The organism is Arthrobacter sp. MOO21 (assembly GCF_057369995.2).
Genome location: NZ_CM170671.2, coordinates 3824360 through 3848952, shown reverse-complemented (window position 1 = coordinate 3848952; position 24593 = coordinate 3824360). Strand labels below are relative to the sequence as shown.

Annotated in this window: 26 protein-coding genes; 17 read left to right on the top strand and 9 right to left on the bottom strand. The window is 66.2% G+C overall.

Annotation, left to right across the window (positions count from 1 at the left end; all coding sequences use genetic code 11):
• Window positions 1-24: 24 nt before the first annotated feature.
• The 13 genes from AC2JAJ_RS17925 to AC2JAJ_RS17865 all read left to right on the top strand — a co-directional run bounded on the left by AC2JAJ_RS17925 (window position 25) and on the right by AC2JAJ_RS17865 (window position 13848).
• A complete protein-coding gene (locus AC2JAJ_RS17925; protein ID WP_221385045.1) occupies window positions 25-228 on the top strand; it encodes a ubiquitin-like protein Pup in 204 nt (67 codons plus the stop codon).
• 80 nt (window positions 229-308) lie between these two features.
• On the top strand, window positions 309-1130 hold the full coding sequence (prcB, locus tag AC2JAJ_RS17920; protein ID WP_221385044.1) for a proteasome subunit beta: 822 nt from the start codon (window positions 309-311) through the stop codon (window positions 1128-1130).
• 1 nt (window position 1131) lies between these two features.
• Window positions 1132-1842, top strand: coding sequence for a proteasome subunit alpha (prcA, locus tag AC2JAJ_RS17915; protein WP_486414991.1), 711 nt, complete (start codon window positions 1132-1134; stop codon window positions 1840-1842).
• 8 nt (window positions 1843-1850) lie between these two features.
• Window positions 1851-3215 (top strand): Pup--protein ligase, encoded by a 1365-nt coding sequence (pafA, locus tag AC2JAJ_RS17910; RefSeq protein WP_221385037.1) that lies wholly within the window; start codon window positions 1851-1853, stop codon window positions 3213-3215.
• A 130-nt stretch (window positions 3216-3345) separates the two neighbouring features.
• Window positions 3346-4311 carry an FKBP-type peptidyl-prolyl cis-trans isomerase gene (locus tag AC2JAJ_RS17905; RefSeq protein WP_486414992.1) on the top strand — a complete coding sequence of 322 codons (966 nt, stop codon included), beginning with the start codon at window positions 3346-3348 and terminating at the stop codon, window positions 4309-4311.
• A 63-nt stretch (window positions 4312-4374) separates the two neighbouring features.
• Window positions 4375-4770 carry an FKBP-type peptidyl-prolyl cis-trans isomerase gene (locus tag AC2JAJ_RS17900; RefSeq protein ID WP_486414993.1) on the top strand — a complete coding sequence of 132 codons (396 nt, stop codon included), beginning with the start codon at window positions 4375-4377 and terminating at the stop codon, window positions 4768-4770.
• Window positions 4771-4870: 100 nt separating this feature from the next.
• On the top strand, window positions 4871-6856 hold the full coding sequence (locus tag AC2JAJ_RS17895) for a helix-turn-helix transcriptional regulator (protein WP_486414994.1): 1986 nt from the start codon (window positions 4871-4873) through the stop codon (window positions 6854-6856).
• 9 nt (window positions 6857-6865) lie between these two features.
• A complete protein-coding gene (locus tag AC2JAJ_RS17890; protein ID WP_486414995.1) occupies window positions 6866-7213 on the top strand; it encodes a hypothetical protein in 348 nt (115 codons plus the stop codon).
• A 32-nt stretch (window positions 7214-7245) separates the two neighbouring features.
• Window positions 7246-7518, top strand: a complete 273-nt coding sequence (gene tatA / locus AC2JAJ_RS17885; RefSeq protein WP_045731378.1) for a Sec-independent protein translocase subunit TatA — start codon at window positions 7246-7248, stop codon at window positions 7516-7518.
• Between the two features lie 48 nt (window positions 7519-7566).
• Window positions 7567-8361: a twin-arginine translocase subunit TatC gene (tatC, locus tag AC2JAJ_RS17880; protein ID WP_486414996.1), complete on the top strand. Its 795-nt coding sequence runs from the start codon at window positions 7567-7569 to the stop codon at window positions 8359-8361.
• 20 nt (window positions 8362-8381) lie between these two features.
• Window positions 8382-11300, top strand: a complete 2919-nt coding sequence (locus AC2JAJ_RS17875; protein WP_486414997.1) for a DEAD/DEAH box helicase — start codon at window positions 8382-8384, stop codon at window positions 11298-11300.
• Between the two features lie 53 nt (window positions 11301-11353).
• Window positions 11354-13009: an amidohydrolase family protein gene (locus AC2JAJ_RS17870; protein WP_501053232.1), complete on the top strand. Its 1656-nt coding sequence runs from the start codon at window positions 11354-11356 to the stop codon at window positions 13007-13009.
• A gap of 92 nt (window positions 13010-13101) precedes the next feature.
• Window positions 13102-13848, top strand: coding sequence for a polyprenol monophosphomannose synthase (locus AC2JAJ_RS17865; RefSeq protein WP_486414998.1), 747 nt, complete (start codon window positions 13102-13104; stop codon window positions 13846-13848).
• A gap of 114 nt (window positions 13849-13962) precedes the next feature.
• On the opposite strand, the gene AC2JAJ_RS17860 is transcribed toward AC2JAJ_RS17865, so the two are convergent.
• From AC2JAJ_RS17860 to AC2JAJ_RS17840, 5 genes are all read right to left on the bottom strand, one after another.
• Window positions 13963-14310, bottom strand: coding sequence for an RNA polymerase-binding protein RbpA (locus AC2JAJ_RS17860; protein WP_018761356.1), 348 nt, complete (start codon window positions 14308-14310; stop codon window positions 13963-13965).
• 256 nt (window positions 14311-14566) lie between these two features.
• The gene (locus AC2JAJ_RS17855) at window positions 14567-15511 is read right to left on the bottom strand and encodes an SPFH domain-containing protein (RefSeq protein ID WP_486414999.1); all 945 of its coding nucleotides are present in this window, start codon (window positions 15509-15511) and stop codon (window positions 14567-14569) included.
• Window positions 15512-15533: 22 nt separating this feature from the next.
• Window positions 15534-16007, bottom strand: coding sequence for an NfeD family protein (locus tag AC2JAJ_RS17850; protein WP_486415000.1), 474 nt, complete (start codon window positions 16005-16007; stop codon window positions 15534-15536).
• A gap of 127 nt (window positions 16008-16134) precedes the next feature.
• Complete coding sequence (locus AC2JAJ_RS17845; protein WP_486415001.1) at window positions 16135-17019, bottom strand: methyltransferase domain-containing protein; 885 nt, start codon at window positions 17017-17019, stop codon at window positions 16135-16137.
• A gap of 59 nt (window positions 17020-17078) precedes the next feature.
• Complete coding sequence (locus AC2JAJ_RS17840; protein ID WP_501053231.1) at window positions 17079-17759, bottom strand: peptide deformylase; 681 nt, start codon at window positions 17757-17759, stop codon at window positions 17079-17081.
• A 53-nt stretch (window positions 17760-17812) separates the two neighbouring features.
• Between AC2JAJ_RS17840 and AC2JAJ_RS17835 the strand changes: the two genes are divergently transcribed.
• A complete protein-coding gene (locus tag AC2JAJ_RS17835; RefSeq protein ID WP_486415002.1) occupies window positions 17813-18226 on the top strand; it encodes a nuclear transport factor 2 family protein in 414 nt (137 codons plus the stop codon).
• On the opposite strand, the gene AC2JAJ_RS17830 is transcribed toward AC2JAJ_RS17835, so the two are convergent.
• The 3 genes from AC2JAJ_RS17830 to AC2JAJ_RS17820 are packed head-to-tail and all read right to left on the bottom strand — an operon-like array spanning window position 18223 to window position 21328.
• The gene (locus AC2JAJ_RS17830; protein WP_486415003.1) at window positions 18223-19389 is read right to left on the bottom strand and encodes an FAD-dependent oxidoreductase; all 1167 of its coding nucleotides are present in this window, start codon (window positions 19387-19389) and stop codon (window positions 18223-18225) included. The two genes, AC2JAJ_RS17835 and AC2JAJ_RS17830, sit on opposite strands and share 4 nt — an antisense overlap.
• A gap of 1 nt (window position 19390) precedes the next feature.
• A complete protein-coding gene (locus AC2JAJ_RS17825) occupies window positions 19391-20086 on the bottom strand; it encodes a class I SAM-dependent methyltransferase (protein WP_486415004.1) in 696 nt (231 codons plus the stop codon).
• A gap of 15 nt (window positions 20087-20101) precedes the next feature.
• Window positions 20102-21328: a type III polyketide synthase gene (locus AC2JAJ_RS17820; protein WP_486415005.1), complete on the bottom strand. Its 1227-nt coding sequence runs from the start codon at window positions 21326-21328 to the stop codon at window positions 20102-20104.
• A 558-nt stretch (window positions 21329-21886) separates the two neighbouring features.
• Between AC2JAJ_RS17820 and AC2JAJ_RS17815 the strand changes: the two genes are divergently transcribed.
• Together AC2JAJ_RS17815 and AC2JAJ_RS17810 are read left to right on the top strand one after the other, a co-directional pair.
• The gene (locus AC2JAJ_RS17815; RefSeq protein ID WP_486415006.1) at window positions 21887-22288 is read left to right on the top strand and encodes a DUF3054 domain-containing protein; all 402 of its coding nucleotides are present in this window, start codon (window positions 21887-21889) and stop codon (window positions 22286-22288) included.
• A 108-nt stretch (window positions 22289-22396) separates the two neighbouring features.
• Entirely contained in the window at window positions 22397-22678 is a 282-nt protein-coding gene (locus AC2JAJ_RS17810; protein WP_221384994.1) for an Lrp/AsnC family transcriptional regulator, read from the top strand.
• Between the two features lie 8 nt (window positions 22679-22686).
• On the opposite strand, the gene trpD is transcribed toward AC2JAJ_RS17810, so the two are convergent.
• The gene (trpD, locus tag AC2JAJ_RS17805) at window positions 22687-23742 is read right to left on the bottom strand and encodes an anthranilate phosphoribosyltransferase (RefSeq protein ID WP_486415007.1); all 1056 of its coding nucleotides are present in this window, start codon (window positions 23740-23742) and stop codon (window positions 22687-22689) included.
• A gap of 148 nt (window positions 23743-23890) precedes the next feature.
• On the opposite strand from trpD, the gene ctaE reads away from it, so the two are divergent.
• Complete coding sequence (ctaE, locus tag AC2JAJ_RS17800) at window positions 23891-24529, top strand: aa3-type cytochrome oxidase subunit III (RefSeq protein ID WP_175318541.1); 639 nt, start codon at window positions 23891-23893, stop codon at window positions 24527-24529.
• Window positions 24530-24593: the final 64 nt, after the last annotated feature.

The window sequence follows — 24593 nt, the reverse complement described above, 5'->3', positions numbered from 1 at the left end:
GGGAAGTAACAGGGAGGGATACCAATGGCAGGCCAGGAGCAGCAGCAGCCGCAGTCACGCGACAGCCAGGTCGACGACGACATTCCCGAGGCACCCCCGGCACCGCCCGAGGCGCAGGCCTCGGCCTCGACAGAAGGCGTGGACGACCTGCTCGACGAGATCGACGGCGTTCTGGAGTCCAACGCCGAGGAGTTCGTCCGGGCATTCGTTCAAAAGGGCGGCCAGTAACCGGGACCGCAGGGTGGCGGAAGCCGCGGACGGCCGGAATCTGTACCGACGTTGAAGTACCACGTACAAGGAGTGCATGAGTGCAGGAATCAACCGCCAACCAGGTAGCCGCCAACGCCACCTCGTCCTTTGCCGAACACCTGCAACGGGACCGGCCAGAGCTTTTGCCCTTCACCCGGTCCCTCCAGGGCGGCGCGCCAGGTGCCGCCCCGGTGCAGGTGCCGCATGCCACCACCATCGTCACCCTGAGCTACGACGGCGGTGTCCTGATGGCGGGGGACCGGCGTGCCACTATGGGGAACGTCATAGCCAGCAGGCACATCGAGAAGGTCTTTCCCGCTGACCGCTTCTCGGTGCTGGGCATCGCCGGAACAGCCGGCATAGCCATCGACCTGACCCGGCTGTTCCAGGTGGAACTCGAGCATTACGAAAAAATCGAAGGAACCCAGCTCAGCCTCGAAGGCAAGGCCAACCGGCTGGGCGCCATGATCCGTGGCAACCTTCCCATGGCGCTGCAGGGCCTCGCTGTGGTCCCGCTCTTCGCAGGGTTCGACACCAGCGCCGGTGTCGGCCGGCTGTTTTCCTACGACGTCACCGGCGGCCGGTACGAAGAACACGAACACCACACCGTCGGGTCCGGCTCCGTCTTTGCCCGCGGCGCCCTCAAGAAGCTCTGGCGTCCCAACCTCACCGCCGCCGAAGCACTGTCCGTCGCGGTCGAAGCTCTGTACGACGCCGCGGACGACGACTCCGCCACGGGCGGTCCGGACACCGTCCGGCAATTGTGGCCGGTTGTCTTCACAGTGGACAGCACCGGCGCACGCCGGGTTCCCGACGCTGAACTGGCTGCTGCCTCAAGAAACGTCATCGAAGCCCGCACCATCGCCGGACGGGAGGCCTGAGATGACCCAGCAGTTCTATGTTTCGCCCGAACAGTTAATGAAGGACCGCGCGGATTTCGCGCGGAAGGGCATCGCCCGCGGCAGGTCCGTCGTGGTCATCAGTTGCGCGGACGGCATCGCGCTCGTGGCTGAGAACCCCTCACCATCGCTGCACAAGATCGGGGAGATCTACGACAAGATCGCCTTCGCCGCCGTGGGCAAGTACAACGAATTCGAAAGCCTGCGGCAGGCAGGGGTGCGCTACGCGGATGTCCGCGGATACTCCTACGATCGTGAGGACGTCACGGCCCGCGGACTCGCCAGCGTCTACGCGCAAAGCCTCGGCGCGGTTTTCACCGCGGAGCAGAAACCCTTTGAGGTGGAACTCGCAGTTGCCGAGGTTGGCCCCTCCCAGGCGGAGGACCACCTGTACCGGCTGACGTTTGACGGGTCCATTGCCGACGAACACAGTTTCGTCGTGATGGGGGGGCAGGCGGAGCGGGTCTCATCGGCCATCGAGGCAGGATGGGAGGCGTCACTGGGCTTCGCCGACGCCGTCCGGCTGGCGCTGAAGGGGCTCACTCCGGCCCAGGAGGGGGACCAGCCGGCCATGACGCTGCCGCCCAGCGCACTCGAGGTGGCGGTGCTGGACCGGCTTTCCGAAACCTCTCGCGGCTCCCGGCGGGCCTTCCGCAGGCTCAACGCTGCGGACATCACAGCACTGCTGGCCTAGGAGGACCAATGGACAAGAGAATCTTCGGCATCGAAACCGAATTCGGGATCTCGTACTCGAGCCCCGACTCCAGGCCTCTTGCTCCCGAGGAGGTGGCCAGGTACCTCTTCCGCAAGGTTGTCAGCTGGGGACGATCGTCCAATGTCTTCCTCACCAACGGCTCCCGGCTGTACCTGGACGTCGGGTCCCACCCCGAGTATGCCACCGCTGAATGCGACGACCTCGCCCAGCTGATCGCCCATGACCGTGCCGGCGAACTCATCCTTGATGACCTGGTGGATGAGGCCCAGGCGCGGCTGGCCGCGGAGGGGTTCAACGGGACCGTCTACCTCTTCAAGAACAACACCGACTCGGCCGGCAACTCATACGGCAGCCACGAGAACTACCTCATCCCGCGGCGCGGCGAGTTTTCCCGGCTGGCCGAGATCCTCATCCCGTTCCTGGTGACCCGCCAGCTCATCGCCGGGGCAGGGAAGATCCTGAAGACCCCGCATGGCGCCACCTACGCCTTCTCCCAGCGCGCCGACCACATCTGGGAGGGTGTGTCCTCAGCCACCACTCGGTCCCGCCCCATCATCAACACCAGGGATGAGCCGCACGCCGACGCCGAGTTCTACCGCCGGCTGCATGTCATCGTGGGCGACTCCAACATGTCCGAAGCGACCGCCCTGATGAAGGTCGGAACCGTGGACCTGGTCCTGCGCATGATCGAAGCCGGCGTTATCATGCGCGACATGCGGATGGAGAACCCGATCCGCAGCATCCGGGAAATCTCCCATGACCTCAGCGGCCGGGCGCTGGTCCGTCTGGCGAACGGACGCCAGCTGACCGCGCTGGAAATCCAGCAGGAATACCTCACCAAGGTCACCGCCTTCGTCAAGGAGCACGGCGCCCACAACCCGCACGTCCCGGTGATCCTCGATCTCTGGGAACGCACGCTGCATGCGATCGAAAGCGGAGACACCAGGGCCATTGATACCGAGATCGACTGGGCCATCAAGAAGAAGCTCATGGACAACTACAGGGAGCGCCACAACCTGAACCTTGATGCGCCGCGCATCGCCCAACTGGACCTGACCTACCACGACATCTCCCGCAGCCGGGGCCTTTATTACCTGCTGCAGTCCCGCGGTGCGGTGCGCCGGATCGTGGATGACACCGTCATTAAGAGTGCGGTGGACGCCCCGCCGCAGACAACGCGTGCGAAGCTCCGCGGCGACTTCGTCCGCCGCGCCCAGGAATTGGGGCGTGACTACACCGTTGACTGGGTGCACCTGAAGCTCAACGACCGGGCCCACCAGACCATCCTCTGCAAGGACCCGTTCCGGAGTGTCGATGAGCGCGTCGACGCGCTCCTTGACTCCATGGGCTGAGCAGCTCCGGGCTGGCGTCCAGGTTCAGGGTCTATTCTGGATAAGGTCCTTTTTCCAGGGGACCTGCCACGATGCTGTCCGCTGCCAGGCGGGACGTCGTATCCACCCTGCCCCGACGAAAGTTTCTTACGTGCGCCGACTACTAGCAATCCTTCTTCCCGGCCTGCTGCTGCTGACCGCCTGTGGAGGCCAGAGCTCCCAGCCGGAGCCCACCAGCCAGTCCGCCGGGGAGACTGCGAAGTTCGACTCCCTCAAACTGACCGACAATGGGGACAAAAAGGCCCCGGGCGTGGAATTCGAAAAGCCCCTTACCGTGAGCGAACCGACCATCAAGGTGGTTTCCGAAGGCAGTGGCGACGCGGTCAAGGCGAACCAGGTTGCGAAGATTTCCATCCTGGCCCTGAACGGTTCCGACGGCTCCCAGCTCGAGGACACGTTCGCCAACGAACCCGAATCGCTTGAGCTGAACGACGAGCTCAAGACCAGCAGCGCCGTCATCTACAACGCCTTCGTGGGCGCGAAGGTCGGGTCCAGCCTGGCACTCGCCGTTCCCGGACAGCAGAGTGCGCCCGCCAGCGCCGGCCCGTCCGATGGCGCCACGCCGAGCCCCAGCGCCGCAGCCGAACCGTCCCAGCTGCTGATCATCAAGGTGCTTTCCGCCGCGGATGCCACGCCTGTCCTCGACAAGCCACAGGGCGAGACGGTAACCCCGCCGGCCGGACTGCCCACCGTGACGGAAAAGGACGGCGTCCCGGAAATCAACGTCCAGGGCGCCGCAGCCCCCACCGCACTGGTATCCCAGGACCTGATCAAGGGCACCGGTGCCACCGTCAAGGAGTCCGACACCCTGACGGTCAACTACGTGGGTGTCAACCTCGACGGCGGCACCAAGTTCGACTCGAGCTTTGACCGCGGCCAGCCCGCAACGTTCCCCCTCACGGGAGTCATCAAGGGCTGGACGCAGGGCCTGGCCGGCAAGGCGGTAGGGTCACGCGTCCTGCTGGTCATCCCGAAGGACCTGGCCTACGGCGACGCCGGCCAGGGCCAAGCCAAGGGCGACCTGGTGTTCGTAGTGGACATCCTCGGGGTCAAGTAGCAAGACTTACACCAGATGCCGCGTCACCGCGGCACCCTTCAGCACAGACACAGAGGAGAAAGCATGTCGTTTGGACAGCGGGAATTCGACCGCCAAAAGCCCGAGATCGATTTTCCGGAGGGCGACGTCCCCACGGAACTGGTCATCACCGACCTCATTGAGGGCGAAGGCCCCGAAGCCAAGGCAGGGGACACCGTCTCCACCCACTACGTCGGCGTCGCCTGGTCCACGGGCGAGGAGTTTGACGCTTCCTGGGGCCGCGGTGCACCGCTGGACTTCCGCGTCGGCGTCGGGCAGGTCATCCAGGGCTGGGACCAGGGACTGCTGGGCATGAAGGTGGGCGGCCGCCGCCGTCTCGAAATCCCCTCCGAGCTGGCCTACGGCTCCCGTGGCGCCGGCGGGGCGATTGCACCCAACGAGGCCCTGATCTTCGTGGTGGACCTCGTCGGCATCCGCTGACCAGTTCCACCAGCAGCACCAAGCGCGGCAGCACCGGGAGCCATTCCCGGTGCTGCCGCGCTTTCTGCGTTCACCCGCGGAGTTTAGTAACGTAGCCAACGTGTCCGTACCCCGCACTGAACGACTCCTCAACTTGCTGATTGCGTTGCTGAACACCCGTTACGGGCTCCGCCGCAGTGAACTGCGCGAAAAGGTCTACCACGACACTTCGGGCAACGATGTGGCCTTCGGGCGCATGTTCGAACGGGACAAGAACGACCTGCGGGACATGGGCTTCGAGGTCGAAACGTTGACGGACCTCGGCTGGAGCGAGGACGATCCCGCCACCACCCGCTACCGGATCGGCAAGGAGTCCAACCGGCTCCCTGACGTCCAGCTTGGACCCGAGGAATGGACCGTCCTGCTGCTGGCCGCCCAGCTCTGGGAACGGGCCGCGCTGGGAACAGCTGCCCGCAGCGCGGTGCGGAAACTCCAGGCTTCGAGCCGCCTTGCCGACGTCGAGCTCCCGGCCGGGGTCCAGCCGCGGATCAAGCCTGCCGGACAGGCCTTCGATGACATCGTCGCCGCCATGCACGCCAGGCATCCGGTCACCTTCACGTATCTTGCCGGCAGTACCGGGAAGGAGGAACCGCGCACGGTTGAGCCCTGGGGGCTCGGCAGCCGCTTCGGGCAGTGGTACCTGGTGGGCCACGACCGCGGACGGAATGCGGTCCGTTATTTCCGGCTTTCCCGGATGACCAGTGCCGTCACCACCCTGGCCAGGGAAAGTTACTCACCGCCGGGGGACTTCAATATCCGCGAGGAACTGGACCGGCTTCCGGAATTACCGCTCCGCACCGCCGTCGTAGACATCAAAGCGGGGCGCCTGCTGGCACTTCGCCGCCGTGCGGTGGATGGCCTGCCGGATGAGTCGGCAGACGGTCCCGCCGACGGCTATGACCGGCTCAGCCTGGAGTACCGGGATCCGGAGGTGCTGGCAGAGGAACTGGCGTCCTACGGGCCCGACGCGCTGGCCGTTGCCCCTGCCGAACTCACCGGGGCGGTCCGGCGCCGGCTACGCGCTGCGGCGGACTTCAGTGCGTCGCCCGTGCCCGCCTACGCGTTTACCGGCACCCGGCCGCGGACGGCCGCGAAGGGCACCTCCGAGGACCAGCTCAGGCGCATGCTCCAGCTGGTCCCCTTCCTGGTGCACAACCAGGGCCTCCACATCCAGGATGTGGCCACGCACTTTGGCGTCAGCAGGGACCAGCTGGAAGCGGACCTTCGCATCCTCATCTGCACGGGCTTGCCGGAGGGCTATCCGGATGACCTGCTGGATATCCAGTGGGAGGACGACCATGTCTTCATCACCCAGGACCTGGACCTGAAAAAGCCTGTCCGGTTTACGGTCGAGGAAGCCTGCGCCCTCCTGACCGGACTGGAAACCCTCAACGGCCTCCCGGACCTTCCCGGCGGCGGTGCCCTGGAATCCGTCACGCTGAAGCTGCTGGCAGCGGCCGGCGAAGAGGGCCTCCGCGCTGCCTCCCTGGCTGGGCCCCAGGTTGCACCCGCCGACGCCGCCACCCATGCCACCGTACGCCGGGCCATCGAATCACGCGCACAGCTCCATCTGACGTACCTCTCGCCCCAGCGTGACGCCGTCACCGAGCGGGACGTGGATCCCTTGCGGCTCTATTCACTGGACAACACCTGGTATGTCGAAGCCTGGTGCCACCGGGTGGACGGACTGCGCAACTTCCGCCTGGACCGCGTACAGGACGTGTACCCCAACGGGGCGCCCGCCATGTCGGGGTACCCGCCTGCCGGCGGCGTACCGGCCAAGCTTTTCACCGCGAACGACGACGACACGACCGTCACGCTGCAGCTCACCCGCCAAGGGCGCGGGCTTGCGGAGGACTATTACGCCGAGCGCACCGCGGAACTTCCCGACGGCGGGCTGGTCGCCGACGTCAGGTTCGGCAATACCGCCTGGCTGCCAATGTTCGTGGCCCAGCACGGCGGTGCGGCAAGGATCCTGGCTCCCGCCGAACTGGCACGGGCCGCGCAGGAATGGCTCGCGGCCTCGCTCGCGCGTTACGGCGGATAGACTTTCGAGATGCCTTGGTGGTCCTGGATCCTGATATGGGTGGCGCTTGTTGCGCTGTCGTTGCTGTTTTACGTCCTGTTGGGCATCCGCCTCTTCCGCCAGTTCATGGCCACCGTCAGGGACCTGGGCGAGGCCGGCAGCACGCTCGGCAGGCTGGGTCCCCTGGACCAGCAGCCGGAGCCCGACGACGAAAAACGTGCGGCGCCCGGCTCCGCTGTTTTTGCCTCACCCGCACTCATGCGACATGATTACGAGGCATCCAAATCCAAAAGGCGCGAAGAACGCCGCCGCCGGCGGGTCCAGCGCAAGAAGGACCGGGGCCAGCCCCAGGCACTCGGGGATCTCGACTTCACATAGAAGTAGGATGTATTTAGAGGAAAGGATTTCCCGTGGGAAGACTCTTTGATGGCCCCTGGCCCATCGTCATTATCATCGTTGTCGCTTTGCTTCTCTTTGCTGCGCCCAAGCTCCCGGCCATGGCCCGGAGCCTCGGACAGTCGATGCGGATCATCAAGTCCGAGGTCAAGGAAATGAAGAACGACGGCAAGACCGAATCCACCGATGCCAGCGGCCCGGTGGAAGGCACCATCGTGAACCACCCCAAGGCGAAGCCAGGTGAGCCGACAGACGGCACCGACGTTCCGCCGTCGAACCGCGCCTGACCTCCAGTGGCACTGTCGCGGTCCCGTAAAGCCAATCCCGAGGGACGCATGTCCCTTTGGGAGCACCTCAAGGAGCTGAAGAACCGGCTGATCAAGTCGGCAATCGGCGTCGTCATTGGCGGCATTGGGGGCTGGATTCTTTACGATCCGCTGCTGAAGGCACTGGCCGAACCGGTCAACCGGATCTCGGATGAGACCGGAGGCCTCGCGGCCATCAACTTCGGCACCATCGCCTCGCCCTTCGACTTCAAGCTCCAGATGTCGCTGCTCATCGGGGCAGTCATCTCCAGCCCCATCTGGATCTACCAGCTCTGGGCCTTCATTACCCCGGGGCTGACGTCCAAGGAACGGCGCTACACCCTGGGCTACATGGCGGCCGCCATCCCGCTGTTCCTTGCTGGAATCTGGGTTGGCTGGCAGGTGGTCCCGCAGGTGGTGCACGCGCTGACCCAGTTCACGCCCGAGGGATCATCCAGCGTCATCGACGCACGCACATACATTGAATTCGTGACCCGGATGGTGCTCGTCCTCGGTATCGCGTTCCTGGTCCCGGTGGTGCTGGTGGGCGTCAACATGGCAGGACTCGTCTCCGGCCGCACCATCCTCAAGGCCTGGCGCATCACCGTCTTCCTCGTGTTCGTCCTGGCGGCCATCGCGGCGCCGGGTGCGGACGCCATTTCCATGTTCATGCTGGCCGGTCCGCTCCTGGTGCTGTTTTTTGCCGCCATCGGCATCTGCATCATGAACGACAAGCGCCGCGCACGCCGCCAGTCCCGGCAGGCCGAAGAGACCGAGGCCACGGCCGACATCGCCACCCCGAGGAGTGAGCTAAAGAACCTCTAGGCTGCCGCTAGGCTAGGACTATGTCCTCCACCTCCGGGCCGGTCTCCTCCGGGCCCACCGATCCCGAAGAGCTGTCACCTGCTGAACGGTACCGGGCCAGCGCCGAGCGCCGGGCCGAGGCAGCCACCTACCTTGGGTCGTTCACCCGGACCCTGGACTTCGAGCTCGACGACTTCCAGCGGCAGGCATGCCGCTCCCTGCAGGACGGCAGGGGTGTCCTCGTGGCCGCCCCCACCGGTGCCGGCAAGACCATCGTGGGGGAGTTCGCCATCTACCTGGCCCTGCAGCGGGGCCTGAAGGCTTTCTACACCACCCCCATCAAAGCGCTGAGCAACCAGAAGTTCACCGAACTCACCGCCAAGTACGGCGCCGGCAACGTCGGGTTGCTGACCGGCGATACCAGCATCAACGGCGATGCCCAGGTAGTGGTCATGACCACGGAGGTCCTGCGGAACATGCTCTACGCGGACTCGGAGACCCTGGCTGACCTGGGCTACGTGGTCATGGACGAGGTCCATTACCTTGCGGACCGTTTCCGCGGCGCCGTCTGGGAGGAGGTCATCATCCACCTGCCCAGCGAGGTCCAGGTTGCTTCGCTGAGCGCCACGGTCTCGAACGCCGAGGAATTCGGCGCCTGGCTCGACACCGTCCGCGGCGACACCGACATCATCGTCTCGGAGCACCGGCCGGTGCCGCTGTGGCAGCACGTCATGGTGGGCCGCCAAATCATGGATCTCTTCGCCGGGGAAACCAGTTTCGATGAGATCGCTCCGCCGGTGGAACCGGGTGATGGCGAACCGGAGCGCGCGGGACTGCCGCGCGGAACCTCCAAGGGCCGGGGTTTCGACGTCAACCCGGACCTGCTCGCGGTGGCGCGCAGCGAAAGCCAGCAGGGCTACCGCAGCAGCCCGGCGGGCCGCGGCCAGCGCGGGCGGCGCGGAAACGACCGTCCAGGCCGCGGGGCTGAACCGACGGGTGTTCGCCGGGCCAGCCGTCCCCAGGTGATCGCCAGCCTGGACCGCATGGACCTGCTGCCCGCCATCACTTTCATCTTTTCCCGCGCCGGGTGCGAGGCGGCGGTGGCTCAGTGCGTGTCATCGGGGCTGTGGCTCACCACCGAGAAAGAGCAGCGCATCATTGCGCAGCGGGTTGATGAAGCGGGGCAGGACATTCCGCCGGACGATCTCGACGTCCTGGGTTTCTGGACGTGGCGGGACGGCCTGCTGCGCGGCTTCGCCGCCCACCACGCCGGAATGCTGCCCACCTTCAAGGAGGTGGTGGAAAAGCTGTTCGCCGACGGCCTCGTCAAGGCTGTCTTCGCCACGGAGACGCTGGCACTGGGCGTCAACATGCCCGCCCGTTCCGTGGTGCTGGAGAAACTGGACAAGTTCAACGGTGAGGCCCACGTGGACATCACCGCGGGGGAGTACACCCAGCTCACCGGCCGTGCCGGCCGGCGCGGCATCGATATCGAGGGCCATGCCGTGGTGCTGTGGCAGCCCGGCACGGACCCGACGGCGGTCGCCGGCCTGGCATCCCGGCGCACCTATCCCTTGAACTCCAGTTTCCGGCCCACCTACAACATGAGCATCAACCTGCTGGCCCAGTTCGGCCGGGCCAGGGCGCGCGAGATCCTGGAGTCCTCCTTCGCGCAGTTCCAGGCCGACCGTTCCGTGGTGGGCCTGGCGCGTCAGGTCCGGAGCCGGGAAGAATCGCTGGCGGGCTACGCGAAGTCCATGACCTGCCACCTGGGCGACTTCACCGAATATGCCCGCCTGCGCAGGGAACTTTCCGACGCCGAGAACGCAACATCGCGCTCCAAGTCCCGCATGCGGAAGTCCCTCTCGGACGACTCGCTGGCGCGCCTGCTGCCAGGCGACGTGGTGAATGTCCCCGGCGGACGCGCCCCCGGGCCCGCCGTCGTCCTGAGTTCGGACCACAGCAGCCGTGAACCGCGGCCCGCCGTTCTCACGCTCGACAGCCAGCTCCGCAGGATCGGCATTGACGACCTTGAGGGCCCCATCGCCCCCGTCACGAGGATCCGGATCCCCAAATCCTTCAACGCCAAGGTACCGAAATCGCGGCGGGACCTGGCCTCTTCGGCGCGGAACGCGCTGCGGGAGAACCGGCCGCCGGCACCGGGCCAGAACCGCAACCAGGACTTCGGCCGTGGCGCGGCGCTCCCCAACCAGGAGAAGCGCATCGCGGACCTCCGCCGGGCCCTGCGCTCCCATCCCTGCCACGGCTGCAGCGAACGCGAGGACCACGCCCGCTGGTCCGAGCGGTGGTGGAAGCTGCGGCGGGAAACCGATGGCCTGGTCCGCCAGATCCAGGGGCGGACCAACACCATCGCCAAGACCTTTGACCGGGTGTGCGACGTCCTGTCCGCCTATGGCTACCTCGAGGATGCGGGCGACGACGGGCTGCGCATCAGCCGTGACGGGCAGCGGTTGCGCCGGATCTACGGCGAGAAGGACCTGCTGATCTCCCAGGCCCTGCGGTTGGGCGCCTTCGACGACCTGGACGCCGCGGAGGTGGCCGCCCTGGCCAGCGCGCTGGTGTACCAGGCCAAGCGCGAAGACCGCGGGCTCCGGCCACGCATGCCAAGTGTCTCCCTCGAAACGGCGGTGGACATCGTGGTGAGGGAGTGGTCCGTCCTGGAAGACGTGGAGGAGGAGAACAAGCTCCCGCTCACGGGTGAACCCGAGCTGGGCCTCGTCTGGCCACTCTACAAATGGGCCCGGGGGCGGCACCTGCAGGATGTCCTCAATGGAACAGACCTCGCCGCCGGGGACTTCGTCCGCTGGGTCAAACAGGTGGTGGACCTGCTCGACCAGCTGGCCAAGATCCCGGGCCTGGATCCGCGCCTGGCCCGGCTGTGCGCCGAGGCAATCTCCTTGATCCGCCGCGGCGTCGTGGCCTATTCGTCCGTCCTCTGATTCGCCAACGCCGGCCCCCGGCCGGCCCGTTCCGTCCCAGGAGCCTGCCCAGTATGACCCTTCCCGATGGCCAGTCCATGTCCCGCCCCAAGCCCGTGCTGTACCGCAACGGGTCCGTTTACACTGCAGCGGACCCCTTCGCAACGGCCATGCTCATCGACGGGGACACCGTGGCCTGGGTTGGATCGGAGCAGGCCGCGTCGTCCATCGCTGACAGCTCCATGGAGATCATCGACCTGCGGGGCGCACTGGTCGCCCCGGGCTTTGTTGACTCCCACATGCACCTGACCGAAACCGGGATCGCCCTGGAGTCACTGCAGCTGGGTGAGGTGGCGTCTGCCCGGGGGCTGCTCGACGCCGTGGCATCAGCACCCGGCGAAGGGCCCGTCCTGGGCCACGGCTGGGATGACACGGCGTGGGAGGACCCTACCCTGCCCACCGCGGAGGAGCTGGAGCGGGCGTCCGGCGGCAGGCATGTCTACCTGTCACGGGTGGACGTGCACTCGGCATTGGTTTCGGCGTCACTGGCGCAGGCCGCGGACCTGCGCGGCAAGGACGGGTACGACGGCGGCGGGCGGGTGACCCGGGCAGCCCACGCGGCTGCCCGGTTGGCCACGCGGCGGATGCCGGCCGGGACGCTGCAGCGGCACCAGGCCCGCGCCCTGGCCGAAGCGGCAGCGAACGGATACGTTGCGCTGGCCGAGATGGGTGCACCCCACATCGGGGGCGCAGACGACCTGCGGCTGGCCGCCGGTTGGAATACGGACAGGGCCGGGACGCGGCCGTATCCCGAAGTCCTTCCGTACTGGGGGGAGCTGGTCGCCTCCGAGGAGCAGGCACGCGGCCTCCTTGACCAGTTCGGCTTTGGTCTTCGGGGCCTTGCCGGGGACCTGAACATCGATGGGTCCCTCGGGTCCCGGACGGCTGCCCTCCGCGCCGGGTATGAAGACGCGGCAGGGGAGCGGGGCAGCCTGTACCTGGACGTCGACCAGGCGGCCGCCCACCTTGCAGCCTGCTCGCTGGCCGGGATCCAGGGCGGATTCCACGTCATCGGCGACGCCGGCCTGGACGTTGCGCTGGCGGCTCTGGAGCGTGCCGCGCAGGAAGTGGGCGAGCAGCGGGTGCGTGCAGCAGGCCACCGCCTCGAGCATGTGGAGATGGTCGATGCCGCAGCCATTGGGAAGCTGGCCCGCTACTCGGTCACCGTCAGCGCGCAGCCTGCGTTCGATGCGGCGTGGGCCGGCCCCGGCGGCCTGTACGAACGAAGGCTGGGGGAGCGGAGCAGGGCCATGAACCCGTTCGCGGCTCTTTACGCCGCCGGCGTTCCGGTCTGTTTCGGAAGCGACAGTCCGGTGACCCCGCTCCGCCCCTGGTCCAGCGTCCGGGCCTGCCTGGAACACCACAACACCGATGAACGGATCTCCGCGCGCGCGGCATTCCTGGGCCACACCCGGGCCGGTTGGCGTGCGGCCCGCCACTCCAACCCCATGGCAGGCCAGCTGGTACCGGGTGCACCGGCAAGCTTTGCGGTGTGGGAAGTCGAGGAACTGATGGTCCAGGTCGCCGATGGCCGCGTGCAGTCGTGGAGCACCGATCCGCGGGCCAGGACACCGATGCTGCCCGCACTGGACACCGGCGCCGATCCGGTCTGCCTGCAGACGGTCAGGAACGGCACCGAACTGTTCGCCAGCCCGGCCCTGCGATCCTGACCCAGCAACCCGTCCTATAATGGGGAGTTGCGCCCGCCGCCGACCAGCTTGGCATCCGGTGCTCCGACCACTTCCCCCAGGAAAGGCCCTTTGTGCGCGTCCTTACGATCATTCCCACCTACAACGAACTTGAATCGCTGCCCAAGACGCTCCAGCGGCTGCGGACGGCTGTTCCGGCGTCGGACGTCCTGGTGGTCGATGACAACAGCCCGGACGGCACTGGCAAACTTGCCGACGGCATCGCCGCCGAGGATTCACAGGTCCACGTCCTGCACCGCAAGGGCAAGGAAGGGCTGGGCGCGGCCTACATCGCCGGCTTCAAATGGGGCCTTGAGGCTGGCTACGACGTCCTGGTGGAGATGGACGCCGACGGCTCCCACAAGCCCGAGCAACTGCCGCAGCTGCTGGAAGCCGTGGACCAGGGCGCGGACCTGGCGATGGGTTCGCGCTGGGTTCCCGGCGGCAGCGTGGTCAACTGGCCGCTGTACCGGCAGGCGATTTCCCGGGTGGGAAGCACCTACGCCCGCCTGATGCTGGGACTGAAGATCAAGGACGTCACCGGCGGCTACCGCGCGTTCCGCCGCACCACGCTGGAGAAGCTCAACCTGGACCAGGTGGACTCGGTGGGCTACGGCTTCCAGGTGGACCTGGCATGGCGCGTGGCCAAACTGGGCCTCCGCATCGAGGAACGGCCCATCACTTTCGTGGAGCGCGAGCTGGGTGCCTCCAAGATGAGCGGCAACATCGTGCTCGAAGCCATGATTAACGTGACCAAGTGGGGACTCGCGGCGCGCTGGAACACCCTGGCCGGAAAGCTGAAGAACTCGTCCCGGCCCTAAGCTTTTGGTGGCGCCGGGCAACGGCACAGGAGGCTCGGCACAGGAAGCACGGCACAAGAAAAGGGGGCTTCCCGCACCACGGTGCGGGAAGCCCCCTTTTCTGCAAATCCGGTCTTAGGCCGAGCGGCGTTCACCGCGGCGTTCACGCAGAATGGTCAGGCGGTCCTCGAGAATCTGTTCCAGCTCGGGCAGGGAGCGGCGTTCCAGCAGCATGTCCCAGTGCGTGCGAACAGCCTTGTCATTGCTGGTGTCAGGCTTTTCACCGTCCACCAGAAGCGCTTCCTTGCCGGTCTTGGACACCCAAACCGGAGGAATCTCGGCCTCGGAGGAGAACGTGACGAAGACCTGCTCGCCGTCCTCGCAACGGTATTCGACGCGCTGGCGCGGAGCCGGCTCAACTCCGGATTCGGTCTCCATGCTCTGCGCGCCAAGGCGCATGCCCCGCAGGCTGCGATCGCTCATGATTTCTCCCTCTGTTCGGTTCGCGGATCAAAACCCCGCGTAAGCCGGCGGTGGCCACGCACCGCCGGACTAGTGTGTGCACTGTGCTGCATCATAGGATTCAACGCATTGCGAAGCTTGGTTGTTCCAGCGGGTATTCCCTGCCGGACAAATACCCAATTATACGGGCGCCATATCATCTGGACCAAAACAGCGAGGGATCCGCGGTCATGCGGATCCCTCGCGTGCCCTGTGCACCTGTTTCGTGGGCCCTTGGTTACGGCTCGGCAGGCCTGGCGGCCACCTCGTCGAAAAGCCCGCCGACGGCGGAGTCCGGTGCGGTGCCGCCCAGCGCGTTTCCGATTCCCTTCAGCGCTTCGCCCACTTCGCTGGGGATGATCCAGAGCTTGTTGGACGAACCCTCGGCCAGCTTCGGCAGCGTCTGCAGGTATTGGTAGGCGAGGAGTTTCTGGTCCGGGTTGCCCTTGTGGATGGCGTCGAAGACCTTCTGGATTGCCTGCGATTCACCGTCCGCACGGAGAATCGCGGCCTTGGCTTCACCTTCGGCCTTGAGGATGGCAGCCTGCCGCTGCCCTTCCGCCGTGAGGATCGCAGACTGCTTTGTTCCCTCGGCAGTGAGGATCGCCGCACGGCGGTCACGCTCGGCACGCATCTGCTTCTCCATTGAATCCTGGATGGAGTGCGGCGGATCGATCGCCTTCAGCTCCACCCGGGAAACCCGGATGCCCCAGCGCCCGGTGGCCTCATCCAGCACGCCGCGCAACTGCCCGTTGATCTGGTCGCGGGACGTCAGGGCTTCCTCCAGGTTCAGGCCACCCACGACGTTGCGCAAAGTGGTGGTGGTGAGCTGCTCCACGGCCTGGATGTAATTGGCGATCTCGTAGGTGGCTGCCCTGGGGTCGGTCACCTGGAAGTAGACGACCGTGTCGATCGAGACCACGAGGTTGTCTTCGGTGATGACCGGCTGCGGCGGAAACGAGACCACCTGCTCGCGCAGGTCCAGGAGCGGGAGGAGCCGGTCCACGAACGGAATCAGGATGGTCAGGCCAGGGTTGAGCGTCCGCTGGTACTTGCCAAGGCGTTCAACGACGCCGGCGCGGGCCTGCGGGATGATCCGCACCGACCGGACCAAAACAATAATCACGAACACGATCAGGACCATCAGCACGATGGCCAGTGCGGTTCCGCCCACGTTTTCCATACAACTCCTTGTTCCCCAATTGTCAGGCTGTATCTGGACCGGCAACCGCCTCCGGCGGTGCCGACACAACTGCTGTGGCACCGTCGATTGCGGCCACCACCACTTTTTGCCCGGCGGGCAGGACACCGGCGGCCGAGCGGGCGCTCCAGATGTCGCCGCCTATCTTCACCAGGCCGCCGTCGGAAGTGACGGCCTCCATCACCACAGCCGGTTCACCGATCAGCCGGTCCACGTTGGTGCGCTGTTCGGCGGGGCCCTTCTTGAGATGCCCAAGTGCCACTGGACGGACAAAGGCCACCATGAGCAGGGACACGATGCAGAAGACCACCACCTGCAGCCAGGGTTCCGCGCCGGCGAAGTCAGCAACCAGCGCGGCAAGTGATCCGCCGCCCAGCATGATGAAAAACAGGTCAAGGGTGATCATTTCGACCACGGCAAACGCCAGGAAGGCCGTGAGCCACAGTGCCCACCAGTTTTCCCCTAGCCATTCGAACATCCTGGTTCCCCCTTCGCCACGGGGAACCGCCTCTGCGGACCCGCCGGTAGCTGTTCCTTCATCCTAGTCCGCCGGACGCGCCGTATGGTGGGGCGCACACGGGCGCCGGGGCTTAGTGGCCAAGTCGTTACGCGGCGCTGGCCCTCCGCGGCCGGAAGACCAGGATCCGGAATTTTGCGTCGGCGGTGACCGGCTCCCTGGAGCCTTCAAGCCGGGCCGCGATCGCTTCCCGGTCCAGGTGGTGGCCCGCCGGTCCCATGAACGCCAGGTCGGCGGCTTCCCGCCGCGTCAGCAGCAACGGAATATCGACGTCGGCGCTGGTTTCCGCTTCGAAGTCCCGGGCCATGGATTCGGCCAGCCTGTTGTCCTTGCCCTCCTCGATGCCGAGCATCCCCGTGACCTTGGCGATGCTGGCGAGATGTCCTGGCCTGGGCGTGACCACCACCAAGGCTCCGCCGGGCCGGAGGACCCGGGCGAACTCGGCGGGATTGCGCGGGGCGAAGACCACCGTGACGGCGTCCACGGATGCGCTGGCCAGCGGCAGGGGCTGCCAGATGTCCCAAACGAGGTTGACGGCTTCCGGGTTGAGCCGGGCGGCACGGCGCAGGGCGAACTTGGAGATGTCCAGGCCGACGGCCCCGGCGCGGACTCCCCGCGCTGCTGCGGCGTCGAGGATTTCCCGGAGGTAGTGGCCGGTCCCCGTGCCCGAGTCCAGCACGGCGCCGCCCTCCTGCGGCAGGAAGGGAACGACGGCGGCTGCCAGCGCTTGCGCCAGCGGCCGGTAATGCCCGTCCCCGAGGAAGTTGAACCGGGACTCAACCATCGCCGCGCTGTCGGCTTCGAAGGCTGTCCCTTTGCCGACCAGCAGGTTGAAGTAGCCCTGCCGCGCCGCGTCGAAGCTGTGGCCTGACGGGCACCTGAGGCGCCCCTGGTATCCGGCGCCCCCGGCTGCGGGCTCGAAGTGGCTCCTGCACACCGGGCACAGCAGGGGCAGGTCGGCGGTGGAAGGCATGGGAACCATCTTAGGGCCGCGCGTGCCGGGGACGGGCTGCGCCTGCCCGGGCCCAAAGGTCAGGGAAGGGAAATACCCGCCGGGCCGTCGTCGAACCCCAGCCCCTCGCGTGCCTTGCCAATCCCTGCTTCTGCCCAGTGGGCAGCGTATTCGGCGTTGCTGCTCAAGGAACGGAGCTGGGCGCGGTCGATGTATAGGATCCCGTTGAGGTGGTCGGTCTCATGCTGCACGATCCGCGCCTGCCAGCCGGAGAACTCCCGCCGCTCGGCTGTGCCTCCGGGTGTCTGGAAATCGAGCAGCACGGTGTCCGCCCGCGCCACGACGGCCTGCAGGCCGTTCAGGGAAAGGCAGCCTTCATAAAACGATGCCAGTCCGGAACCCACAGGGGTGTAGCGGGGGTTGACGATGGCCAAAAAGTCCAGTGGCTCCCTGTTGCGCAAGGCCGCGGCCTCCGGGGTGACGTCGTAATGGTCCTCCAGGACTGCCAGCTGCAGCGGAATGCCCAGCTGCGGTGCCGCCAGGCCAACACCGGGCGCCTCATGCATGACCTCGCGCATGACGCCTATCAGACGCTCAAGCTGTCCGGCCGGGAGCTGGCCGTCGAATGCAGCCGCCCGCTGCCGCAGGGCGGGATGGCCTGCCTGGACGATCGGCGGCAGGGTGCCGGCAGCAAGGATCCGCTCGACGGTCTCGACGATCTGTTCAGTGCTGGCGGTGGTCTGCGGAACGGTGGAGGTCATGGTCACAGCCTACTGGCGGACCGGGAGCGGCCACCTGCGCTAGTGTCGGGTGCATGGCTGATGAATCCCCGCTGCCCGCCCCGCCCCTGGAGCGTGTCCTGGCGTTTTTACGGGTGCTGGAGGCAGGCGGGGGAGCGGAGGATATCCGGCCGTTCCTGGCTGAATCGTTCGTATTGACCGAAGCCCCGCACCTTCTGGCACCGGAGGGGTCCACGCGGACGCTGGCGGAGGTGCTGTCGGGTGCGGACCAAAGCCGTGAGGTGGTGGCGGACCAGAAGTTCACCATCCGCAGGACAACCTGCGAGGACGGGCGGGTCGCTGTGGAGGCCGACTGGTCGGCAACCGTCCTGATGGACCTGCGCTACTGGGACCGCGGTGAGACCATCCGGGCCAGGACGTCGTCGGTGTTTGAGGTCAGCAACGGCGTCATCACCAGCCAGGACAGCTACGACTGCTACTTCCGTTAGCCGCGCGGCGCATCCCAGTCCATCGTGAAACGCCTGGCCACCCACCGGTTCACGGCAGGCCTCGACGCCGCGGCGCCAATGGCGGCGCTCCGGATCCGCTGCAGCGGAGGCGGAAGCGGCCTGCCCAGCATCATGTTGATTTCGGCCTGGCGGCGCGCCACGGCTGCGGCCCGCCGCCGGGTCTTCTCGAAGCGCCGGAATTGTCCGTCCAGGGGCCGGCCCTGCAGCGTGGATTGCACCAGTGGCGCCAGCGCCTGGGCGTCAAGCCAGCCCAGGTTCATGCCCTGGCCCCCGATGGGACTGATCTCATGGGCGGCGTCGCCCAGCAGCAGCGACCGGCCGGCGCGGGTGCGGCGCGCCAACGTGGACTGCACGCTGAATGCGCTCAGCATGGAGTTGGTGTCCGGATCAGGGCGGATGCCGGTGCGCTCCATGACCATCGCGGCCAGGTCCAGTGGGCCCGCTGTGGTTGCCGGGCCGCCCAGCCGGACCACCCACCGCCGGATCCCGCCGGGAAGGGGAAACGACTCAACAATCCCGGCGGGCTCAAGGAACAGGACAGCGTCATCCCCATAGCCGGTGCCGTCGGCGAAATCGCCCATGAGGTAATGGTCCGGATAGGCCCTGCGGGTAGTCGCCAGGCCCAGGGCGCCGCGCAGCTGTGAGCGCGCACCGTCTGCGGCCACCAGGAATGATGCCGTCGCGGTCCCGGCGTGCCGTGTGGCACTTCCGCGCGTCTCGAATGCCAGGGTGACGGGGCCGCCGTCGTCCTTAACCCCCACCACCTTGGCGCCCCTGACCAGGGCCGCGGGGTCCAGGGCCCGGACGCGGTCCTCCAGCAGCTGCTCCGTCCTGAACTGGGGGAGTGCCAGCACGAACGGATAGTCCCCGGACACGGCGTCGAAGGACATGGTCCCCACGGTCCTGCCGCCGCTCACCGCGCGGCCCCGGCGGATCTGTACCCCTTCGTGGACCATGGCTGCCGCCACCTGGATCCGGTCGAGCGCCTGCAGGGCGGGCGGATGGATTCCGATGGCGCGCGTGTGCAGGTTCCGCGTGTGCCGCTGCTCCAGGACCCTGACCGACACCCCGTCCTGGAGCAGCACGGCGGCCAGGTAAAGACCCACCGGACCGCCGCCGACGATCAGCACATCCGTGTCCATGTCACCCCCGGCGGTAGGCAAGGACCTGGTGGAAGGCCGACGACCTTTCCACCGTCCACCCGGGACGTGCGGCAGCGGACAATTCGGCCGGCTTGTAGCTCCGGCGGATCGACGTCAGGCCGTCCCCGCGGATGAAGGAATGCCGGAAAGGGAGGGCCGCAACACTGAACAGGGCAAAGGCTGCGGGGCTGCGTACGAGGTCGTTGTGCAGGGCCTTGTCCACCGCGAGGATTTCAGAGTGCTTCAGGAGCTGCTGGAGCTCCTCGGGCACGAGGTGGTGCAGGACATGGTTGGAGATGACGACGTCGAATTTCCGCCCCTCGCCGACGAGGTCGCCGCTGTGTGCCTGGCGGAATTCGATGCCGGGGGCGGGCGGACGCCGGAGGGCGAAGCTGGCCGCGCGGGGGTCGGGGTCGATTCCGGTGATGTGCAGCGGCTTGCCGTCCCGTGCCGCCCACCGGGAAAGCATGACGGCGAGGTCCCCGCCGCCGCAGCCGATGTCCAGGACGGTCACGGGCCGCCGCCCGTCCCGTACCACCGTGCGCACTTCCTTCACATAGAGCCGCCGCCAGCCCGACAGGACCCGGTTGATGATGCCAAATTGCCGGTAGGTGTTTTCCAGGAGCCGCGGGTCGCAGTCCGGAAGGTCCATCTTCTCGGTGGCCCCGGCGGCGCGCTGGTGCATGAGGATCCCCATCTTGTGGCCTCCGCGTCAGCCGACGCCCGCTTCATCAGGGATGCCCGCTTCATCCGGGGCGCCCGCTTCATCCGGAAGGAAACGTTCCGGCTCCACGGCAGATGCCTGCCGGAGCTTGGTGAACAGTCCGGTTTCCACAGTGAGCCCGGGTCCGAAGGCCATGGAGCAGATGCGTTCTCCGCCGTCGTCACCTTCCGCCAGCTCCTGCTCCAGGATGTGCTTGAGGACAAACAGGACGGTGGCACTGCTCATGTTGCCGTAACTGCGGAGGGTTTCACGCGCGGGGACCAGTTGGGTGTCGGTCAGGCCCAGCCGGGACTGGACTTTGTCCAGGATGCTCCGACCTCCCGGGTGGATGGCCCAGTGGGGGACGGCAGCGTAGGGGAGTGCCGCCAGGTGCGGCTCCCGTTCGAGGAGCGGCTGCAGGGCGCCGACAATGTGGTCATCGATGATGTGCGGCACATAGTTGCCCAGCACCATTTCGAATCCGTTGTCGCCGATGTTCCATGCCATGGAATCCTCACCGACGGGGGTCAGCACAGTCTCGAAATGGTCCAGCGTGAGCAGCGCCCTTTCTTCCGTGCCGGGCCGGGCGGTGACGACGGCGGCTGCGGCCCCGTCAGCGAACAGCGCCGAGCCCATGATGGTGTCGGGGTCGTTGGACGTCCGGACATGGAGGGAACACAGTTCGGCGCAGACAACCAGGACGACGGCGTTCGGGTCCGCTTCACAGAAGAGCTTTGCCGCCCGGAGCGCAGGGAACGCCGCATAGCAGCCCATGAATCCCAGGTGATAGCGCTGGACAGCCGGATTGAGGCCCAGTTCCCGGACCACCTTGTAGTCGGGGCCGGGGTTGAAGAAGCCTGTACAGGAGACGGTCACGAGATGAGTTATGTCAAGTAAATCGAGTTCGGGGGCAGCATCCAGGGCAGCGCGGGAGGCCTTCACGAAGAGTTTGGTGGCTTCCCGGGCAAAGATATCGTTGCGGACCTTGGTGCTGGGGTTCAGGAGCAGCCCGGTTTGCTGGTCGTAGAACTGCGGGTTGTCCGAGCGGGACGAGTTGGTCAGTTCATCGACGGCGGTGAACCTCGTGTCGATGGCGGCGCCGTCAAAACAGGTAGTCACCAGCCGGGAACCCAGGCGGGACAGGCCGGGCTGGGCTGCGAACACGTCACGGGCTTCGGACTGGATCAGCATTGTCGTCGGGACTGCAGTTTCAAGTGAACGCACGTAGACCGTCATTGACTCATTCTTGACGCGCACCGGGATAAAGACAATGGTGCGCACGGCGTGGACCTGCGCGTTTATTCGCTTTGACCAGCGTCAGTGAACTCATCGAAGGGCTGCTTCACGGCGTCCTGCCGAACCCCCTGCTGCGGCCCGCTACTAAACGCCGATAATCAACATTATGTAAAGTAACGCGAATCCGGCGCTGCCCCACCGCAGCCTTGGCTACGCCGGCGACGCTGCGCGGCCCCTCCGCGGCAGTGCATCGGACTAGTGGCGGCGGCGGATGGACGCCCCCACAACAGCACCCACTCCGAGCCCCGCAGCGAATCCCCAAAAAGGAGTATGGAAAATTGCAAGGCCGAGGCTGATCCCCAAGGCTGCACCGACCAAACTGCAAATCCAGAGCGGCTTGTTCACCTGAACCTCCCGATGTGCCGAGTCCGGTTTTCTGAACCGGCGCCCGAGCCGAGCCTACTCCCCCGCTGCTGCCGGAACGGCCTGCCCGGTGACCCGCATCAGCAGTAGTCCGGCAGTACTTGCACTGCCGCTCGGGCCGATAAGCTCGAAAGTATGAGTTCCGTGGAAACGAAACCGGCCAACAAGGTACCCGCAAAAATTGTCCTGGCGGCGGCCATTGCCGACGCCATCCTGATCCTCACCTTCGCAGCGATCGGACGCGACGCGCATCACCGGGAGGATCCGGTGGCTGGCGTGTTCCTTACTGCGTGGCCGTTCCTCGCGGGCGCAGCACTTGGCTGGATCGCAGTCAAAGCGTGGCGCGACCCTCTGTCCGTGCGCCGCGCCGGGGTCGTCGTGTGGCTCGGCAGCCTCGCCGGGGGCATGCTGCTCAGGGCGCTTACCGGCCAAGTGGTCGTGCTTCCCTTTGTGGTTGTTGCCACGCTGAGCCTGGGGCTCTTCCTGGTCGGCTACCGCCTCGTGGCCGCGGCAGCAGGCAAGTTCCGCAACAGATGACGCCGGAGGTGGATCCAGGCCGCCGGCAGGTACCGATGTAATAGGCTGGCAGCAGAGAAAAGCTTGCCGGGCACTGGCTGGGCGCAACAGATCCGAAGGGGTTTAGACGTGGTTACCGCATTCGTTCTGATCAAGACTGACGCCTCCCGCATTCCCGAGACCGCCGAGGAGATTTCAGCCATCGACGGCATCAGCGAAGTGTATTCCGTCACCGGGGAATGGGACCTGATCGCGGTGGCCAGGGTCCGCCGGCACGAGGACCTGGCGGATGTCATCGCGGACAAACTCTCCAAGGTACCGGCGGTGGTCCACACCACAACCCACATTGCCTTTCGGGCGTACTCGCAGCACGACCTGGATGCCGCGTTCTCCCTCGGCTTCGAGCAGTAAACCTGCCGTTATGACCGGCTGAGCGAGACCCAGCGGTCCAGGACCGCGGCGGCTGCCCCGGAGTCGATCGACTCGGCTGCCCGTTCAAACGCCTTCTGCATGCGCTCGAGGAAGGTCCCTTCGGCCTTGAGGTCGAAGGCGACCAGGCCGGCGGCGGCGTTCAGCAGCACGGCGTCGCGGGCAGGACCTTCCTTCCCGGCCAGAACCTCCCGGACAACGCCGGCGTTGGCCATTGCATCCCCGCCACGAAGCTGTTCAACAGTTGCCAGGCGGATGCCCAGGTCCTGCGGCGAGAAGACCAGTTCGCCCACCTTTCCTTCGCGGATCTCCCACACGGTGGAAGGGCCGGTGGTGGTCAGCTCATCGAGGCCGTCGTTGCCGCGGAAGACAACTCCCCTGCTCCCCCGGCGTGCCAGGACGCCCGCAACGAGCGGCGCCATCCGTGCATTGGCAACACCCACAGCGGATGCCTGCACCTTGGCGGGATTGGTCAGCGGTCCCAGGAAGTTGAAGGCAGTAGGAACAGCCAGTTCACGGCGCGGCACCGCAGTGTGGCGGAACGAGGGGTGGAAGACCTGCGCGAAGCAGAACGTGATCCCCGCCTCTTCGGCGTTGCGGGCCACGCGCTCTATGGGCAGGTCGAGCCGCACGCCGAGTGCCTCGAGCACATCGGCGGAGCCCGACGACGACGACGCAGCCCGGTTGCCGTGCTTCACCACCTTCGCACCGGCGCCGGCGGCCACGAGGGCGGCCATGGTGGAAATGTTCACGGTGTTGAGCTGGTCACCGCCGGTGCCCACGATGTCCAGCTTTTCCCCGGAGATCGCCACCGGATTGGCATGGGCAAGCATCGCCTCGACCAGGCCGGAGAGTTCATCCACCGTTTCACCCTTGGCGCTGAGGGCCACCAGGAACCCGGCAATCTGGGCGGGCGTTGCTTCCCCGGACATGATGGTGTCCATGGCCCAGGAAGTGTTGTCCGCTGTGAGGTCGACGCCGTTGATCAGTGCCGAAATCAGTCGGGGCCATGTGTTGCCGGGCGCTGCAGATGCCTGTGAAGTCACCTCCTGATGCTATCGAGCGATGGCGTGCACTGACCAATGTGAACGGTCGCGGGAACTTTTCGCCGCGATTTCGCGTCTTTGTAGAAAAAGTCCTCCGAAAAGGCGGTTTGCGTTGGGCAGCACGGACTTTTACAGACATAATGTCTATGTGACATCTGCGACCCATGCCCCCAGTACCCCGGCGCACCCCACGCTGAACCGCCCCAACATGGTTTCTGTCGGAACCGTTGTGTGGCTGTCCAGTGAGTTGATGTTCTTCGCCGGTCTCTTTGCCATGTACTTCACGCTTCGCTCCACGAGCGGGCAGATGTGGGCGGAAGAGACGGCCAAGCTCAACTTCCCGTTTGCGCTCGTTAACACGATCGTCCTCGTGGCCAGTTCCTTTACTTGCCAGATGGGCGTCTTCGCCGCAGAGCGGCTGCAGCCCCGCCGGACCGGAGGTGCACTGCAGTTCGCCCGCTGGGGAATGAACGAGTGGTTCACCCTCACGTTCCTGATGGGCGCATTCTTCGTCGCCGGCCAGACCACCGAATACGCGATGCTGGTGTCGGAGCACGTTTCGCTCTCCTCCAACGCCTACGGCTCAGCCTTCTACATGACCACCGGCTTCCACGGCCTCCACGTCATCGGCGGCCTCATCGCCTTCCTGCTCATCATGGGCCGGTCCTTCGCTGCGAAGAAGTTCGGACACTTCGAGGCAACGTCCGCGATCGTCACGTCTTACTACTGGCACTTCGTTGACGTCGTGTGGATCGGCCTCTTCCTGGTCATCTACGTACTCAAGTAGCCAGCTTTGATTCTTTTTCTACAAGAGGCAGAATTTCAGGTAGCGGCTCCCGGAGCCGGCGCAG